This is a genomic window from Nonomuraea sp. NPDC059007, from assembly GCF_042740555.1.
Lineage (GTDB): Bacteria > Actinomycetota > Actinomycetes > Streptosporangiales > Streptosporangiaceae > Nonomuraea.
Genome location: NZ_JBHYJD010000006.1, coordinates 84,822 through 100,576 on the forward strand (window position 1 = coordinate 84,822; position 15,755 = coordinate 100,576).

The following is a 15,755-nucleotide window of genomic DNA, read 5'->3' on the forward strand; positions in this document are numbered from 1 at the left end:
TCCTCAAAGGTCAAGGTCCTGGCATCTATGTGGTCGAGCGGACCTGCGTCAGCCGCACGTGCTGCCCGGCTGGAGAGATGAGCATCCGGTACGCGGACCTCTCTGGCCGGCCGGCGCGCAACCATTCCATGAAGGCCGTTTCCAGTTGCGTCCACAGCGGGCGGGCGCTGCTCTGCACAACTCTGGTGTCCTGCCCCGTTCGGGCCGTGACGACGGCCCAGCCGTCGCCGGTGAGGTCCTGAAGCCTCATGGCCCATGCATCCCCCTGTTCGTTCTCGGCGGAAGTGACGACGATATGGGGTGCGGTCGCGGCAAGCCCGAGCGCGAAGGAGCCGCCGAGCGCCGCGGACACCTCCCGCGGGTCGGTCCGTGTGGTGCTCTCCACGCCGTCGTCCGACGGCGCTGCCCACTCGCGGGCGGCTCGCTGCGAGCGGAGCATCATGAACCCGCAGTCGTCGCCGAAGGTCCCGACGGCGCTGCCGTCGTCGAGTACGTCGAGACGGAGCTGCAGGCCCCAACGGCCGGGCACAGGCATCCAGGGCAGGACAATTGAGCCGCCGGGTCGCGTCTGTTCCACCCACGCGTGTGGGACGTCGCGGACACCGCAGGTGACGTGGATCCGGTCGTAGGGGGCACCGCCCAGGTGCCCGAACGCGCCGTCTCCGACGACGAGGGTCGGCGCGTAGCCCGCGGCTTTGAGGTTCTGCTCGGCCGTGGCGGCGACGGCATCGTCGATCTCGACAGTGGTCACCTGGTTGTTGCCGAGCCGCCAAGCGAGCAGGGCCGCCGTCCAACCACTTCCCGTGCCGATCTCCAGCACCCGGTGATGCTTGTCCACGTTGAGCAGGTGCAGCATCTTGGCGACCACGTGGGGAGATGACAGCGATGACGTGGGGTACGCGGTCGTGTCGTCGAGTGCGGCCGCGCCGTCGTCGCGCTGCGTGATGATCGCAGTATGAGAGTAGACGGCGCGGCGCCAGACGTCAGGGTCGACGTCTCGGTCGATGATGTGGTCCGGCTCGTCGTACTGCGGCTGCACGAAGGCGCGTACGGGCACGAACAGGTGGCGCGGCACCTGTTCGATCGCGCGGAGCCAGATGCGCTGGCGAGGCTGGGCGGGGTCGAGAACGTCGGCGGTGACCAGGTGTGCTGCCATGCCGGTCGGGTCAGGTGCGCTGATCATGAAGCCGCCTTGAGTCGGTCGTCCGGCGGAGGCGGGGGAGGGTCACCGCCAGGGCCGGGGGGTTGGCAGCCGAGTGCTGGGTCACAGCCGGGCCGGCAGGACGGCTCACAGTTGCCGTCGCCATCTGGCTTGCACGGTGGCATGCGGTTCGGGAGGTGTAGGCCCGCCTTGGCGGCGAGCCGGCTGGTGTCAGCGTACAGCTCACTCAGATGGTCGTTGCGGACGTTGCCCGCGCTCATCCATCGGGCGAGCGGGCAGGGCGTCACGGTGCCGTCGGGCAGAATCGCGGCGATGCCGTCGCCGCACCGGCCGCACAGTTCGGAGGCGTCACACGCCTGCTGGGCCGGTCGCCCGAGGAGCCGCATTCGGTCAACGCCGATCTTGGTGACGCCGCGCTGCACGAGCTGGGCCCTGGCCTGGTCGACGTGCTGACCGTCATGGATGTCGATGATGCCGACACGGATGGGGATGCCTCTGGTGAGGGCTTGGGCGATATTGGTACGGGTGCGGTGCAGGGTCATGCGGCCGGTGATCTGCTGGTGCTGGTCAGGGTCGTCGGTGTAGTAGCTGGTGGCCAGCCGTACGCCGGGCTGGGCGAAGACCTCCCACGTCGCGGGGGTGACGTGGACGAGGTTGGTGTATACCTCGGCCTCCAGCCCTTCGCGCAGCGCGTGGCCGATGAGCGTTGGCAGGCCAGGGTGCAGTGTGGGCTCGCCTCCGATGAACTGAACGATGCGGGCGCCGAGCTGTGCGGCATGGCTGATCACGGCATTCCATTCGTGGATGGTCATGGTGCCGTGTGTTCCGGTCGGGCCGGAGTCGGCGTAGCAGTGGGCGCAAGCCAGCTGGCACTTGCCGGTGATCTCGGCCCAGAAGAAGTCCAGGGCGGGTGGTGCCGTGCTCATTGGTCCTCCTGAGACGGGCCGTCCGGCGATGGCGGACGATTGGATGGGTGGCTCTGGCCCTCGCGATCACCGCTGCCATGTGCGCGTCGGCGAGCCGGAACTCGTCGGTGACGCCGAGGCGTCCATGTCTTTGCGCATGTCATACAGCGTGCGGAAGAGCGAGGGACGCCGGAACCTCCCGAAGGACGTTTCGGGGACGTCCTGGAGCCGTATAAAGGCCCCATGCCTCTCCCCACGAATGAGCGTCTACTCACTGCAATGCTGCGATCGGGTGTGACCCGGGCCGCTCTCGCGGCTGCCGCGGGCGTGGATGTCAAGACGGTGGCCAGATGGATAGGCGGCCGCGTTCCTCATCGCGCCAACCGGCTCACCATTGCCGCGGCCGTCAGCGAGGACGAAGCCACTTTGTGGCCTGTGACCCGGCCGGACCAAGCCCCCGGCGGCATGGTAACGAGCGAAGTCGTTGGCGCCTACGCGCATCGCGTCGACGTTCCGGCTTCGCTCTGGGGGTCCCTTCTGGCCGGTGCTCGCGAGAACATCGACATCGTGGGCTACTGCTTTCTGTTCATCTGGGAGCAGCACATCGACCTCCCGAAGCTCATCGCCGCCAAATGCGCAGCTGGTGCCCGCGTCCGAATCGCTCTCGCCGATCCCGAGTGCGAGCACGTCAGGGAGCGGGACGAACTGGAACATCTCGGCGGCACCCTGCCCGGCCGCATCCGGAACGCCCTCAACCACCTGCGAGAGTTGCGCGAGGTCCCCGGCGTGCGCATCGGTCTCCACCAAGTGCACCTCTACTCGTCGATCTACCGGTTCGACGGCGAAATGGTCGTCACTCCGTATCTCTATCGGGCTCGCGGCTACCAGCACCCGGCCCTCCACCTCCGCGAGCTGTCGCCGCACGGCGTCTTCACCCGATATGCCGACCAGTTCGAGCAGATCTGGAGCACAACCACGCGACTGAGGGCTGTCGCGGCTGGGTAGGTCGGTCGGCATGGCGCGCGCGGACTACTACAACGACCCGAAGGCGCCGATCCCCAACTCGCTTGTGCCCGGTGGCTCGGCGGTCGTCGTCGACGATGAGGGCCGTGTGCTCCTGCATGAACGGCGCGACAGCGGGTTGTGGTCGCTACCAAGCGGCGTGATGAATGTCGGCGAGACGATTGCTGCCGCGGTGGTGCGCGAGGTCCTGGAGGAGACGGGGGTAGCCGTCGAGATCACGGGCCTCGTTGGCATCTACAGCGACCCCCGGCATGTGATCGCCTACAGCGACGGCGAGGTGCGTCAGCAGTTCAACGTGTGCTTCAGCGCCCGGCCCGTGGGCGGCACGGCGCAGGCCACCGACGAGGCACGGGAGGTCCGCTGGGTCACTCGTGGCGAAATCGACGAGCTGCCTCTTCACCCGACGCAGCAGCTACGGCTGAAGCACGCCTTCGATCCAGAACGGCGGGAACCCTACATCGGCTGACACAAGCCCGCCGCCCCGGCCAGCCAGAATCGGCGGCGTCCTCCGCTGCAGAGTGACAGCACGCACAGCACTGACGGCGGAGGACATGCCCGAGGTTCGGGGGCCTTCTCGCGGGACACATGGAGGCACCCCCAGGGAACCGTGTCCGGCACCAGCCCGACCCGGCATCCGTTCTTTCCCCGAGCACTACCGCGCGCGGGCATACTCCGGACATGGCCCTGGAGAAGACGTCACTCAGTGTGGATGCATGGATCCTCAGCACCGTACGCAAGCACGCCGAGGAACACGGGCTCAGCGTCTCTGCTGTCCTTGCTCGTGGCGCGCTGCGCGAGATCGCCGCCAGCCACACGACGGAAGGTCGCGCCGCGGTGTACGGGGCCGGCGCGATTACCGCTCAGGAGGCTGACGAGCGGGCCACGACCGAAGATGTCACGCGCAGCCGCGGACGAGCGCCGCTCGAGTGAGGACGTGTGAGCCATCGATTCGGCGAGCTGTGGACTATTCAATTCGGTGACTTGCGGCTATCAGCGGCTCCAGGTGATCACTGACGAATCTTGGCGGATGGCGGTGGCGCAGATCGCACCGGTCGCCGCCGCCACCGACCGCCAGGTGGCGACCAGGCTCCTGGCCGAGGTCAGGGAGATCACCAAGGCCGCCGACGAGTGACGCCTAGGTGTACTGACCACAGAGGCCAGGCACAGGGGAAGGGCTTCCGGGTTCGGTGTGGTGCCTCAACTCGATGGTGTACTGCTGGCCGCCTGAGCTGAGTGCGAGCTGCGGAGCCCGTCCAGCACGAGGGTGATGAGACTGTCGGCCTCGGCCCGCCAGCCGGGGCGGTCGTGGGCCGCACCGATACCGTGTAGTGCCATCATCACGGCACCGGCGTCCACGTCGTCACGGACGGCGCCGTCCCGTACGGCGGCGGCCACCAGGTCGGTGACGGCCTGCTCCAGCGACCGGCTGCCCTCGGCGAGGGCGCCCGAGCGATCGGCCATGAGCGTGGCCAATGTCCGGGCCAGGCCCTCGTGGGCGTCTATGTGGTCGACCATGCCGCGTAGGAAGGTCGCCAAAGCCTCCGCCGCGGGCAGCGTGGCCTGTAGCTCGCGGGCGCGGTCGCACAGCGCGGCGACTTCCCCGTGGTAGACCGCCTCGGCCAGCGCCTCCCGGGTGGGGAAGTGGCGGTACAGCGTGCCGGTGCCCACCCCGGCCAGCAGGGCGAAGTCGTCGAAGCGCAGGTCGAAGAAGTCCCCGGCGTCGAAGACCTCTCGTGCCTTGGCGATCAGGACATCACGGTTGCGTTGGGCGTCGGCCCGCAGTGGCTTGTCGGCGGTCATGCGCTACCTCGCGTTGACAAATGGAGATGATCTCCATATCTTGAAAAAGTGGAGATTGCCTCCAAATCGATCGTACCCCACGAGGTGCAGTGTGAAGATCCTGATGTTCGGCCGAGGCGTGATCGCCACCATCTACGGCTGGGTTCTGCAACAGGCGGGACATGACGTCGAGTTCTACGTACGGCCCGGCCGCGCGGCGACGTACGGGGACGCGGTGGACCTCGACCTGTTCGATATGCGGCGCCGGGTGTGGGGGCAGCGTGTCGCCGAGAAGTGGCCGGTGCTCTACCGCGAGGCGCTGGAGCCGGACCACGACTTCGACCTGATCGTGCTCAGCGTGCCGCACCACCGCCTCGCGGAGGCGACGGACTTCCTGGCCCCGCGTGTCGGCCAGGCCACGGTGCTGATCTTCGGCAACCTCTGGACCGAGCCGCTCGCCGCCATCGGCGCACTCCCCGCCGGCCAGATCGCCTGGGGCTTTCCCCAGGCCGGTGGCGGTTTCGGCGCGGACGGCGTACTCCACGGGGCACTGCTGCCGTCGGTCATCTTCGGCACACTCGACCGGCCCCCGACCAACCGGGAACGGGCCGTGCGCCAGGCGTTTCGCGAGGCCGGGCTCCGGATCAAGGAGCGGCCCGACTTCCGCGGCTGGCTGTGGGTCCATTTCGCGTCGGATGCCGGCATGTTCACGCAGGGCCTGCGGCTGGGTTCGCTGTCCAAGCTGGCCGGGGCAAGGGGCGACCTGCGCGAGGCGCTGCTGGCCGGCCGCGAACTGCTGCCGCTCCTCCAGGCGCGCGGCCTCGACCTGCGACGGCACCGGGGCGCTGTGCTGCCGTTCCGGGCGCCCACCTGGCTGACGGCACCCGTGCTCGCCTGGCTGACCGCTCATGTCGCGCCCGCGCGCGTGAGCCTCACGGCGCACTCCGACCCCGACGCCGAGGAGCCGCGCGAAGTCTGCCGGGACACCCTGGCCGAAGCACGACGGCTGGGCATCTCGGTACCGCGCTTGGAAGCGGCGGAACCGAACTTCGCCCGCGAGGGGACGGGTCGAGGCTGAATGTGCCGATCATCCCAGAGCCAACCCGGTCACACCCGGCCTTCGCTGTCCAGCCTCTATCGCCTGTCCGTGACGTCGTGGAAGGAAATGTCATGACCACCACCGAGAAGCATGAGTTCCCCATGGCCCGTACGTGCCCGTTCGCGCCGCCGCCGGCGTATGAGGAGATCCGCGAACAAGAACCGGTCTCGCGGGTTCGTCTGCCCGACGGCGGGTGGGCGTGGGTGGTCAGCCGCCACGAAGACATGCGAACCGTGCTGAACGACCGGAGGTTCAGCGCCGACCGGCAGCATCCGGACTTCCCAGCGCTGGTCGAGGGCGAGGCGGCGTCCCGGCGGCCGGACGAGGAGCGCTTCCTGATCGCGATGGACCCGCCCGAGCACGGGCCGGCGCGCAAGGCCGTACTCGGCGAGTTCACGGTACGCCGGTTGGAGGCCCTGCGGCCGCGGATCCAGGAGATCGTCGATGGGCGGATCGACGCGCTGCTGGCCGGGCCGCGGCCCGGTGACCTGGTGGACTCGCTGTCGCTGCCGGTTCCGTCACTGGTGATCTGCGAGATGCTCGGTGTGCCCTATGCCGACCATGAGTTCTTCCAGAAGCACACGGTGGCGGTGATCAAGCAGTCGACGCCGCCCGAGGAGCGGTGGGCGGCCATGAGCGCCATCCAGGGCTACATGGCCGACCTCGTCGCGGAGAAGGAGAAGAACCCACCGGACGACCTGCTCGGGCGCCAGATCGTCAAGCTGCGCGCGGACGGCACCTACCGGCGGACGGCACTGGCCGGCATGGGCTTGCTGCTGCTCGTGGCCGGCCACGAGACGACGGCGAACATGATCTCACTGTCGACCGTGGCGTTCCTGCGCAACCCGGAGCAGCTCGCGATGATCAAGGCCGACCCAGGCAAAACGCTCAACGCGGTCGAGGAGATGCTGCGGTACTTCACGATCATCGACGTGGCGACGGCCCGGCTGTGCGTCGAGGACATCGAGGTCGGCGGGCAGCTGATCCGCGCCGGAGAAGGAGTGCTGGCGCTCGGCCATTCGGCCAACCGGGACCCGCGAGCGTTCGAGAACCCGGACGAGCTCGACATCGAGCGCGGCGCGCGCCACCACGTCGCGTTCGGGTTCGGGCCGCACCAGTGCCTGGGCCAGAACTTGGCTCGGATGGAGCTACAGATCGTGTTCGACACGCTGTTCCGCCGCGTGCCCACGCTGGAGCTGGCGGTGGATGTCGACAAGCTGCCGTTCAAGGACGACGCGAACATCTATGGCCTGTACGAGCTCCCGGTGACCTGGTAGCACATCCCCACCTCAGGAGGAGAAGGCCATGAAAATCATCGCGGACACCGAAAGGTGCGTCGGCGCCGGCCAGTGCGTGCTCACCGAGCCCGCGCTGTTCGACCAGAGCGAGGACGACGCCACCATCATCGTGCTGAACGAGACACCGGACGGCGAGCTGGTCGAGAAGGCCCGCGAAGCGGTGCACGTGTGCCCCAGCCAGGCCCTCTCCCTGGAGGAGTAAGTCAATCCGTGGATGGCCTCACCGCCTGAAAGGATCACGCTGACGTCGTGGCCGGGGCGTTGATGGAGCTTGTCTTTCAGCTCCACCCCGGTTGGCGGGGTCGGCCTCGGCCGACTTGTGCCAACGCCAGGTCCCTGATCACACGAAATCGATGCTGAAGACGATGAACACGCACAGGAGTACCGCCAGGCCCAGGACAGCGAAAATCGCCAGCATGACGGCGGTGACCATCAATCTGTCCTTCCACGGCCTCAATGTCACCGCCACATGATTCCATGAGACGAGTTCGTCTGGACGATCACAGCACTTGGGAGCACGGTCGGCTTACATTAGCCCGCGGGTCTACCAGGATGGCGATGGCGTCCTGGTAGACCACACCGCGCAAGCCGCGCACGCAAAGTCAGGCAGCCCGAGCGAAGCGAGGACCGACAGGGGCCGGGGCCACGGCCCGGCTGGAAACACGCGCGGAGCGAAGCGGAGCACCTCGCGTTCCGGGCGGGCTCCAACCGGCCAACCACCTAGCTGGGCAACGGGTGGGCCGGAAGACGCGCGGAGCGCCTTGCCCTTGTCAGCGGAACGCCGCTGCCGCCTTGAGGAAGGTGTCGTTGGCCTCCGGGTCTCCGATGGACACCCGTGCCCCCTCCCCCGCGAACGGCCGGACGGCCACGCCCTCCATCCCGCAGGCCGAAGCGAACTCCAACGTCCGCTCCCCCAACCGCAGCCACACGAAGTTCGCCTCGGTGGGCGGCACCTCCCATCCCTGCGAGATGAGCGTCTCCCGTACCCGCGTACGTTCCTTGACCACCGCGTCCACCCTGGCCAGCAGTTCGTCCTCCGCCTCCAGCGAGGCGAGGGCGGCGATCTGGGCGAGGCTGTTGACGGCGAAGGGGATGGTGACCTTGCGTACGGCCGCGGCCACCGGCTCGTGCCCGATCAGGTAGCCGACGCGCAGCCCGGCCAGGCCGTACGCCTTGGAGAAGGTGCGCAGCACGCAGACGTTGGGCCGCTCGCGGTAGATGTCGAGCCCGTCGGGGACGTCCTCGTCGCGCACGTACTCGCGGTAGGCCTCGTCCAGCACCACGAGCACGTTCGAGGGCACCCGGTCCAGGAACGCCGTGAGCCGGGCCCGCCCGATGGGGACGCCGGTCGGGTTGTTCGGGGTGCAGACGAAGATCATCCGGGTCCGGTCGGTGATGGCGTCGGCCATCGCGTCCAGGTCGTGTTCCTCGTTCACCAGCGGCACCCGTACCGAGACCGCCCCGGCGAGGTCGGCCAGCAGCGGGTAGGCCTCGAACGAACGCCAGGCGTAGATCACCTCGGCCCCAGGTTCGCTCACGGTCTCGAACAGTTGCTGCGCCACCGTCACCGAGCCCGGCCCCAGGGCCACGTGCTCGGCGGGAACCCCGAAGCGCCCGGCGAGCGCCTCGGTCAGCCGTGCCGACGCCGGGTCGGGGTAGCGGTTGATCTGCCGCGCGCCTTCCGCGATCGCCTCGACGACCGAAGGCAGCGGGTCATAGGGGGATTCGTTCGAGGACAGCTTGTGGGACCGGCCGTCGGCGCTGACGACGGCCTTGCCCGCCTTGTACGCGGGCATGGTGTCCAAAATGGCGCGGAAACGAGGCATGGCCACACTGTAATCCCCGGTCCGCGCCTCTTGCGCTACGCCTGCCCGTCTCCTAAGTTATGGGCCATAACTAAGGTTAGCCTTACCTATAGGAGTGAGCGGTGCGGACTGGTGGGCGGACAGCCACGTTCAGCCACGAGGACGTGGTCGCCGCGGGCGTACGCATCGGGCTGCCCGAGCTGACGGTCCAGGCGGTCGCGGAGGCGCTCGGCGTCACCCCCACCGCCGTCTACCGGCACGTGCCGAGCCGGGCGGCGCTGGAGACCCTGGTCGGCGAGGCCATCCTGAACGAGCTCACGCTCCACGACGACCCGGACCGCCCCACCACCGCGCACCTCGTGGCGTTCGGCCGACAGTTGCGGCAGTTCACGCTCGCCCACCCGGGCACCGCCCAGTACCTGCAACGGCTGTTCCCACGCGGCCCGTCCGGCGTCCGGCTGCTCGAAACGCAGATCAGAGCCCTGGCCGGGCGCGGATACGCCCCCGCCGCCGCCACCATCCTCAGCTCCGCCGTGGCCACGGTCACCATCGGGATCGCCGCGGCCGAACAGGCCCAGGACGCCCACGCCCGGCTCGACCCTCCCGGCACCGAGGAGAGCACCCGCGAGGCCCTGGCCGCGATGGCCGGTTCGCCACTGGTGCGGGCGGCCACCCTGGGCATCCCCGCCCATACCGCCGACGACTACTTCGAGCTGGTCCTGACCTCGCTCGCCGAAGGGCTGGTGGCCAAGCTCCCACCCGGGCGCGACGTGGCCGACCTCGCCACCGCACTACGAGAGGAACACTGAGATGGCCCGCGGCTACGGCGGGGTGGTGATGAAGGCGTTCGGCGCCGACGAGCACACGCTCACCGTCGTGTCGTACACCGACATCACCCCGCACTTCCGGCGCATCACCTTCCACGCCCCGACGCTGTTCGACGGCCCGCCGATCGAGCCGGCGAGCTGGGTACGCATGTGGGCCCCCGACCCGGACCGCCAAGGCCGCGAGCACCAGCGCGGCTACACCCTGGTCGCCCCCGACACCGACACGTGCGAGGTCAGCCTGGAGTTCGTCCTGCACGAGCCGGCCGGCCCCGCCTGTATCTGGGCACGCCAGGTGAAGATCGGCGACACCGTCCAGGTGAGCCGGTGGTCCTCCGGCCAGTTCACCGCGCCCACGCCGGAGCCCGACGGCTACCTCCTGGTCGGCGACGCGGCAGCGCTGCCCGGGATCAACGCGATCCTGGCGGCGGTGCCCGAGACGACCCCGGTCGAGGTCATCCTGGAGCGCTTCCACGACGACGACCTGGACATCCCGCTCACCGCCCACCCCCGCGCCCGGGTCACGTGGGTGCAAGCGACCGGCGACGACTCCGTGCTCGCCCGCGCCGTGGAGGATCGCGACTGGTCCGACTGGTACGCGTGGGTGACCGCCGAGTCCGCCGCCACCAAGCGGGTACGCGAACGGCTGAAGGAGCTCGGCTTCCCGAAGGCCGAGGTGAAGTCGCGGGCGTACTGGATCAAAGGCAAGGCCATGGGCGTGGACCGCCCCACCGAAAGCGAGGAGCGGCCGCGGACGCCGCCCGCCCCCAAGCAGACCGGGCAGTGGCGCTCGCGGGCCGGCGCCCGGCTGCTGGCGCCGCTGAAGTCGCGGCTCATCCTGGCCGGTGCCTTCCAGGCCGTCGTCTCGCTGCTGCAGCTCGCGCCGTACCTCATCCTGGCCGAGCTGTGCCGCCGCCTGCTGGCCGGCGGCGCCGTGGCCGCGGGCGTGACGGAGCTCGGGCTGCTCGCACTGGTACTGCTCGGCGTGGGCACGACGCTGGCCGGGGTGCTGGTGCTGGCCATGCACGCGCTCGACGCCGGGTTCGGCCACCACGTCAGGGCGAGCGTGGTGCGCAAGCTCGCACGGGTGCCGCTCGGCTGGTTCACCGACCGCACCTCCGGCAAGATCAAGCAGGCCGTGCAGGACGACGCGGCCAGCGTGCACTACCTGGTCACGCACGCGGTGCTCGACATCGTGGCGGCGGTGGTCACGCCGCTGGCCGTGCTGGGCTACCTGTTCTCCGTCTCGGCGGGGCTGGCCGCGATCCTGCTGGTGCCGCTGGCCTTCTACGGCGTCCTGACCGGGCGCATGGTGGCGGCCTCCGGCGCGGCGCTGCCGAGGTTCTCGGTCTGGGAGACGCGGGTCGCCTCGGAGGCGGTCGCGTACGTGGACGGGCTGGCCGTCGTGCGCGCCTACGACGCCGGGCCCGCCGGCGGCTTCCGCGCCACGCTGGAGGAGCGTGCCCGCTTCCTCGACGCGTGGCAACGCCCGCTCGGCGGTCGCAAGACCGTGGTCGACCTGGTCACCCGGCCGCTGACCTCGCTGCTGCTGATCATCGTGACCGGCGGCCTGATGGTGGCCGGCGGGGTGCTGAGCGCCGCTGATCTGCTGCCGTTCCTGCTGCTGGGGGTCACGTTCGGGGCGCAGCTCCTCGCCGCGGGGTACGGGCTCGGCTCGGTCCGCGAGGGCTTCGACGCCGCCCAGCGGATCGGACTGCTCCTCGACGAGCCCGAACTCCCGGAACCCGACGCGCCCCGGCCACTCCCGGCCGGCGAAGGACGCCCGGTGCGCTTCTCAGGCGTCTCGTTCGGCTACACCCCGGAGCACGAGGTCCTGTCCGGCATCGACCTCGAACTGCGGCCGGGCACCGTCACCGCCCTCGTCGGCCCGAGCGGCGCCGGGAAGTCCACGCTCGCCGCGCTACTGGCCCGCTTCCACGACGTCACCGCCGGCCGTATCACCATCGACGGCGTGGACCTCCGCGAACTCCCCCTCACCGACCTGTACCGGACGGTCGGCTTCGTCTTCCAGGACGTCGCGCTGATCCGCGGCAGCGTCCACGACAACATCGCGCTCGCCCGCCCCGACGCCACCCGCGAGGAGGTGGAGCGAGTGGCCCGCGCCGCCCAGATCCACGAGCGGATCGCCCGGCTGCCCGGCGGGTACGACACCGTGCTCGGCGACGAGGCCCGGCTGTCCGGCGGCGAGGCGCAGCGCCTCACGATCGCGCGGGCGTTGCTGGCCGACCCGGGCGTGCTCGTGCTCGACGAGGCCACCGCCTACGCCGACCCGGAATCGGAGCACCAGGTTCAGGAGGCGCTGAGTCACCTGGTGGCCGGCCGTACCGTGCTGGTGATCGCGCACCGGCTGCACACCGTGGCCGGCGCCGACACCATCGTCGTGCTGGACGGCGGGCGGATCGTCCAGCAGGGCGCCCACGCGCGCCTCGTCACAGAACCCGGCCTCTACCGCGAGCTGTGGCAGGCCACCTCCATCATCGAGCAGCCGAAGGCCTCCGCATGATCCTCCAGACCCTCCGCCTGGCCGGAGACCGCGGCGCCGCCGTGCGCTACGCCTGCCTGCTCACGCTGAGCACCCTCCTGCGGGCCGGCGCCATGCTGAGCCTGGTGCCGCTGCTGTCCGCCCTCTTCTCCGCGAACCCCGCCGGCGCGCTCCCGTGGATCGCCGTACTGGCCGCGCTCGTCGCCGCCGGATGGGCCAGTGACTACGCCGTCACCGGGGCCGGTTTCACCATCGGCTTCGGCCTGCTCGGCAACCTGGAAACGCAGATCGTGGACCGGCTCCAGCGCATCCCGCTGGGCTGGTTCACCGGCGAGCGGCGCACCGGCGCGCAGCGCGCCCTCACCTCCTCGGGCCGCGAACTCTGCCAGGGCATCACGCACCTGCTCACGCCGACCGTCAACGCCCTCGCCCTGCCGGCGCTGATCGGGGCCGGACTGCTGTTCGTCGCGTGGCCGCTGGGCCTGGTCGCGCTGGCCGCCGTCCCGCTGCTGCTGGGAGCGCTGTGGCTGAGCGGGCGCTGGCTGCGCGCCGCCGACTCCTCCTATGACGCCGCCTCCGGTGAGCTCGCTCAGCGCATCATCGAGCTGGCGCAGTCACAACCGGCATTGCGTACGGCCGGCCGTACCGGCGTGGAAGGCACCGCGATCGGACGGGCACTCACCCGCCAGCGCAAGGCCGCACTACGGCTGATCGGACTGGGCATCCCCGGTCAGCTCGTCTTCGGATTCGCCACGCAGGCGGCGCTCCTGGGGCTGGCCGCCACCGCCGTCACCCTGGGCGTCTCCGGCGAGCTGAACGCGGCCGAGGTGGTCGCGGTGATCATCGTCATCGTCCGGTTCATCGAACCGTTCACGACGCTGGCCGATCTGTCCCCCGCGTTGCAGAACATGCGCGGCACCCTCACCCGCGTCCACGCCATCCTCGACGCCCCCGCCCTGGACCCGCTCCAGGGCGACGCCGAGATCCTGCCCCGCCACGACGCCGCCGCGCTGGAACTGCGCGACGTCCACTTCGGCTACGAGCCGGGCCACGACACGATCGCCGGAGTCTCCTTCGCCGTCGAACGCGGCACCACCACCGCGGTGGTCGGCCCCTCCGGCGCCGGCAAGAGCACCCTGCTGGCGCTGATCGCCCGCTTCCACGACGTGGGCGCCGGCGCCGTCCACGTCCGCGGCCACGACGTCCGCCACTACGACCCCGCCGTCCTGATGGGCCAGCTCGGCATCGTCTTCCAGGACGTGTACCTGTTCGACGCGAGCCTGTACGACAACGTCCGCCTCGGCAACCCCGCCGCCACCGAGGACGAGATCCGCGCCGCCGCCACGGCCGCCCAGCTCGACGAGGTCATCGCCCGCCTCCCGAACGGCTGGGAAACCCGCGTCGGCGAACGCGGCACCTCCCTGTCCGGCGGCGAACGCCAGCGCGTCAGCATCGCCCGCGCCCTCCTCAAGAACGCGCCCCTGCTCCTGCTCGACGAGGCCACCGCCGCACTGGACACCAACAACGAACGCGCCATCATCGGCGCCCTGGAATCCACCGGCCGGGACCGGGCGACGCTCATCATCGCCCACCGCCTCAGCACGATCGCCCGCGCCGACCAGATCGTGTTCCTGGAGGCCGGCCGCGTGGTGGAGTCGGGAACCCTGCCCGAACTCCTCGCCCTGGACGGCCGCTTCGCCGGCTACTGGCGGCAACGCGAGCAGGCGGCCGGCTGGACCCTCGTCCCCGCCCCCGCTAGAGCAGGCTGAGCATCCGCTGCGCCGGTGCTTCCGCGCGCGTGCGCAGCAACCAGAACAAGGCGAGCAGCCGACGACACTCGATGAGCCTGGCGGCCTCCCCGGCCGTCAGCTCCAACCGATCCAGCACGCCATCCATCCCGCCGACGCCGCCACGCCAGACCGAGACGTGCTCCAGCACCTCGGCCAGTTCGAAGGCGCGGTCACTACGACCCGCGTACTCGAAATCGACCAGGCGGATCCGGCTTCCGTCCCACAGGTAGTTCGCAAGATTCCCGTCACCGGTACCGAACACCGGGGTGCCCGGCCGCGCCAGCCGTTCCGCCAAGTCCGGCCGCCGCACCCACGCGTCCGCTCGCCGAAGCGCGTCCGCTCGGCGAAGCGCGTCCGCTCGCCGATGCGCCTCCGCGACCACCCCCACTTCCTCCCCCGCCGCCAACCACCCCCGAACCCGCGCAAGCAGAGCGACCGCATCACCAGCCCGAACAGGCACTTTCTCCAGTACGGCCGGCGGCACCGCCCGCTGCACCCTGTCCACAGCCTCGGCCAAAGCGTCTGCCAGGACGCCCTCGACAACTTCGTCCACAGCCGACCCGGCGACCCGGGACATCACCACACTCGGCGGTTCGCCGTCCAGATCGGCACTCACCGGCACGGGCGCCAGCCCGGGCGCGTACCGATCGAGCAACCCCAGCGCCCGCCACTCCCGCTCCGGCTGCCCATGCTCGACGGACCGGTAGCGCTTGACGACCACGCCAGGTCCCATCTCGATGGCGTGCGTACTCCTCACGCCAGCTTGGCCCGCACGATCTCCCCCAGCGGAACGTCCGCCACCTTCCGCCACTCCTTGGGCCGCCGCCGCCCGACACGCAACTCGACCTGCTCCTCCACGACCTCGTCCACGGCGCCGATGGCGGCCTCCAGGATCTGGTGGGCCCGGTGCCTGTTGGCCCGGTGGGGGGTGCGCTTGTTGCGGCGGATGTTCTTGCGAGAACTCTTGTCATTCTCGCCGTACGCGTTGCGGCGGTCCTTGGCGTAGCTCAGAAGCTTCTTCTCCTGCGGCGTCCTCTGCACGATCACGACGATACCCCAGCCACGTCATCCGTTTTAGTTCGCAGAGAGCTTTTGGCAGGTCAAGGGGCGCTCCCATGCGGAGCCCGACAGTCAAGCAGTCGCCACTTCTTATTCGATGGTCGTGTTCCGTGGGCGTTGCCAGGGTACTCCATCGTCGGACGAGCAACGAAAGGAATTCCATCATGACCTCGGTTAACCTGACACATCTCTCGTGCCTTCGCACGGAGGACAGCGAAGAAGACGAAGTCTACATCAAGGTAAACGGCTCGCGCGTATGGCCGAACTCCGATGCGGTCCCCATTTCACCGGGGCACACGGTTACGATCTCAAAGAGCTTCCATTTGGATCAGGACACCATGACCATTGAACTGTTCGACGAAGACACCGAGCCCATCGATCCCGACGACAGCCTCGGAACGCACACGGTCAGAGCATCCGAGCAAGGCCATGGACAGCTGGAGGCGAAATTCAACGGCTCTGGCTCGCAGTACTCGCTCTTCTATACAGTCACATAAACGCGACACAC

17 protein-coding genes are annotated in these 15,755 nt (G+C 69.6%); 11 read left to right on the forward strand and 6 right to left on the reverse strand.

Annotated elements, in window-relative coordinates; translation table 11 throughout:
- Positions 1 to 25: 25 nt before the first annotated feature.
- Together ACFWY5_RS11550 and ACFWY5_RS11555 are read right to left on the reverse strand one after the other, a co-directional pair.
- Positions 26 to 1,183, reverse strand: a complete 1,158-nt coding sequence (locus ACFWY5_RS11550; protein ID WP_379631525.1) for a methyltransferase domain-containing protein — start codon at positions 1,181 to 1,183, stop codon at positions 26 to 28.
- Entirely contained in the window at positions 1,180 to 2,088 is a 909-nt protein-coding gene (locus ACFWY5_RS11555; RefSeq protein ID WP_379631527.1) for a radical SAM/SPASM domain-containing protein, read from the reverse strand. The genes ACFWY5_RS11550 and ACFWY5_RS11555 overlap by 4 nt, the downstream gene beginning before the upstream one ends.
- A gap of 306 nt (positions 2,089 to 2,394) precedes the next feature.
- Here ACFWY5_RS11555 and ACFWY5_RS11560 point away from each other — a divergent pair, with 306 nt between their 5' ends.
- From ACFWY5_RS11560 to ACFWY5_RS11575, 4 genes are all read left to right on the forward strand, one after another.
- Positions 2,395 to 3,072, forward strand: a complete 678-nt coding sequence (locus ACFWY5_RS11560; protein WP_379631529.1) for a DUF5919 domain-containing protein — start codon at positions 2,395 to 2,397, stop codon at positions 3,070 to 3,072.
- Positions 3,073 to 3,082: 10 nt separating this feature from the next.
- Complete coding sequence (locus tag ACFWY5_RS11565; RefSeq protein WP_379631531.1) at positions 3,083 to 3,556, forward strand: NUDIX domain-containing protein; 474 nt, start codon at positions 3,083 to 3,085, stop codon at positions 3,554 to 3,556.
- A gap of 212 nt (positions 3,557 to 3,768) precedes the next feature.
- Complete coding sequence (locus ACFWY5_RS11570; RefSeq protein ID WP_379631533.1) at positions 3,769 to 4,020, forward strand: hypothetical protein; 252 nt, start codon at positions 3,769 to 3,771, stop codon at positions 4,018 to 4,020.
- A gap of 73 nt (positions 4,021 to 4,093) precedes the next feature.
- Positions 4,094 to 4,222 carry a hypothetical protein gene (locus ACFWY5_RS11575; protein ID WP_379631535.1) on the forward strand — a complete coding sequence of 43 codons (129 nt, stop codon included), beginning with the start codon at positions 4,094 to 4,096 and terminating at the stop codon, positions 4,220 to 4,222.
- Between the two features lie 65 nt (positions 4,223 to 4,287).
- Here ACFWY5_RS11575 and ACFWY5_RS11580 read toward each other — a convergent pair whose 3' ends face one another.
- On the reverse strand, positions 4,288 to 4,890 hold the full coding sequence (locus ACFWY5_RS11580) for a TetR/AcrR family transcriptional regulator (protein WP_379631537.1): 603 nt from the start codon (positions 4,888 to 4,890) through the stop codon (positions 4,288 to 4,290).
- A gap of 91 nt (positions 4,891 to 4,981) precedes the next feature.
- Between ACFWY5_RS11580 and ACFWY5_RS11585 the strand changes: the two genes are divergently transcribed.
- The 3 genes from ACFWY5_RS11585 to ACFWY5_RS11595 all read left to right on the forward strand — a co-directional run bounded on the left by ACFWY5_RS11585 (position 4,982) and on the right by ACFWY5_RS11595 (position 7,468).
- Entirely contained in the window at positions 4,982 to 5,947 is a 966-nt protein-coding gene (locus ACFWY5_RS11585) for a ketopantoate reductase family protein (protein WP_379631539.1), read from the forward strand.
- A gap of 92 nt (positions 5,948 to 6,039) precedes the next feature.
- Positions 6,040 to 7,245, forward strand: a complete 1,206-nt coding sequence (locus tag ACFWY5_RS11590) for a cytochrome P450 (RefSeq protein ID WP_379631541.1) — start codon at positions 6,040 to 6,042, stop codon at positions 7,243 to 7,245.
- Positions 7,246 to 7,273: 28 nt separating this feature from the next.
- A complete protein-coding gene (locus ACFWY5_RS11595; protein WP_379631543.1) occupies positions 7,274 to 7,468 on the forward strand; it encodes a ferredoxin in 195 nt (64 codons plus the stop codon).
- 568 nt (positions 7,469 to 8,036) lie between these two features.
- Here ACFWY5_RS11595 and hisC read toward each other — a convergent pair.
- Positions 8,037 to 9,092: a histidinol-phosphate transaminase gene (gene hisC, locus ACFWY5_RS11600; RefSeq protein WP_379611213.1), complete on the reverse strand. Its 1,056-nt coding sequence runs from the start codon at positions 9,090 to 9,092 to the stop codon at positions 8,037 to 8,039.
- Positions 9,093 to 9,193: 101 nt separating this feature from the next.
- Between hisC and ACFWY5_RS11605 the strand changes: the two genes are divergently transcribed.
- Genes ACFWY5_RS11605 through ACFWY5_RS11615 form a run of 3 tightly spaced genes read left to right on the forward strand, consistent with a single transcriptional unit; the run spans position 9,194 to position 14,167 of the window.
- Positions 9,194 to 9,880, forward strand: a complete 687-nt coding sequence (locus tag ACFWY5_RS11605) for a TetR/AcrR family transcriptional regulator (RefSeq protein ID WP_379631545.1) — start codon at positions 9,194 to 9,196, stop codon at positions 9,878 to 9,880.
- A 1-nt stretch (position 9,881) separates the two neighbouring features.
- Positions 9,882 to 12,419, forward strand: coding sequence for an ABC transporter ATP-binding protein/permease (locus tag ACFWY5_RS11610; protein ID WP_379631547.1), 2,538 nt, complete (start codon positions 9,882 to 9,884; stop codon positions 12,417 to 12,419).
- Entirely contained in the window at positions 12,416 to 14,167 is a 1,752-nt protein-coding gene (locus ACFWY5_RS11615; RefSeq protein WP_379631549.1) for an ABC transporter ATP-binding protein, read from the forward strand. Before ACFWY5_RS11610 ends, ACFWY5_RS11615 begins: the two co-directional genes overlap by 4 nt.
- On the opposite strand, the gene ACFWY5_RS11620 is transcribed toward ACFWY5_RS11615, so the two are convergent.
- Complete coding sequence (locus ACFWY5_RS11620) at positions 14,154 to 14,909, reverse strand: phosphotransferase family protein (RefSeq protein ID WP_379631551.1); 756 nt, start codon at positions 14,907 to 14,909, stop codon at positions 14,154 to 14,156. The two genes, ACFWY5_RS11615 and ACFWY5_RS11620, sit on opposite strands and share 14 nt — an antisense overlap.
- A gap of 32 nt (positions 14,910 to 14,941) precedes the next feature.
- A complete protein-coding gene (locus ACFWY5_RS11625; RefSeq protein WP_379611208.1) occupies positions 14,942 to 15,229 on the reverse strand; it encodes a hypothetical protein in 288 nt (95 codons plus the stop codon).
- A 182-nt stretch (positions 15,230 to 15,411) separates the two neighbouring features.
- Between ACFWY5_RS11625 and ACFWY5_RS11630 the strand changes: the two genes are divergently transcribed.
- Complete coding sequence (locus tag ACFWY5_RS11630) at positions 15,412 to 15,744, forward strand: hypothetical protein (RefSeq protein ID WP_379611207.1); 333 nt, start codon at positions 15,412 to 15,414, stop codon at positions 15,742 to 15,744.
- Positions 15,745 to 15,755 lie beyond the last annotated feature (11 nt).

Bases quoted from the DNA above. Each gene is read 5' to 3' on its own strand.
- ACFWY5_RS11595 (WP_379631543.1), top strand. From the start codon at position 7,274: ATGAAAATCATCGCGGACACCGAAAGGTGCGTCGGCGCCGGCCAGTGC.
- ACFWY5_RS11630 (WP_379611207.1), top strand. From the start codon at position 15,412: ATGACCTCGGTTAACCTGACACATCTCTCGTGCCTTCGCACGGAGGAC.
- ACFWY5_RS11550 (WP_379631525.1), bottom strand. From the start codon at position 1,183: ATGATCAGCGCACCTGACCCGACCGGCATGGCAGCACACCTGGTCACC.
- ACFWY5_RS11590 (WP_379631541.1), top strand. From the start codon at position 6,040: ATGACCACCACCGAGAAGCATGAGTTCCCCATGGCCCGTACGTGCCCG.
- ACFWY5_RS11570 (WP_379631533.1), top strand. From the start codon at position 3,769: ATGGCCCTGGAGAAGACGTCACTCAGTGTGGATGCATGGATCCTCAGC.
- hisC (WP_379611213.1), bottom strand. From the start codon at position 9,092: ATGCCTCGTTTCCGCGCCATTTTGGACACCATGCCCGCGTACAAGGCG.
- ACFWY5_RS11580 (WP_379631537.1), bottom strand. From the start codon at position 4,890: ATGACCGCCGACAAGCCACTGCGGGCCGACGCCCAACGCAACCGTGAT.
- ACFWY5_RS11610 (WP_379631547.1), top strand. From the start codon at position 9,882: ATGGCCCGCGGCTACGGCGGGGTGGTGATGAAGGCGTTCGGCGCCGAC.
- ACFWY5_RS11555 (WP_379631527.1), bottom strand. From the start codon at position 2,088: ATGAGCACGGCACCACCCGCCCTGGACTTCTTCTGGGCCGAGATCACC.
- ACFWY5_RS11615 (WP_379631549.1), top strand. From the start codon at position 12,416: ATGATCCTCCAGACCCTCCGCCTGGCCGGAGACCGCGGCGCCGCCGTG.
- ACFWY5_RS11565 (WP_379631531.1), top strand. From the start codon at position 3,083: ATGGCGCGCGCGGACTACTACAACGACCCGAAGGCGCCGATCCCCAAC.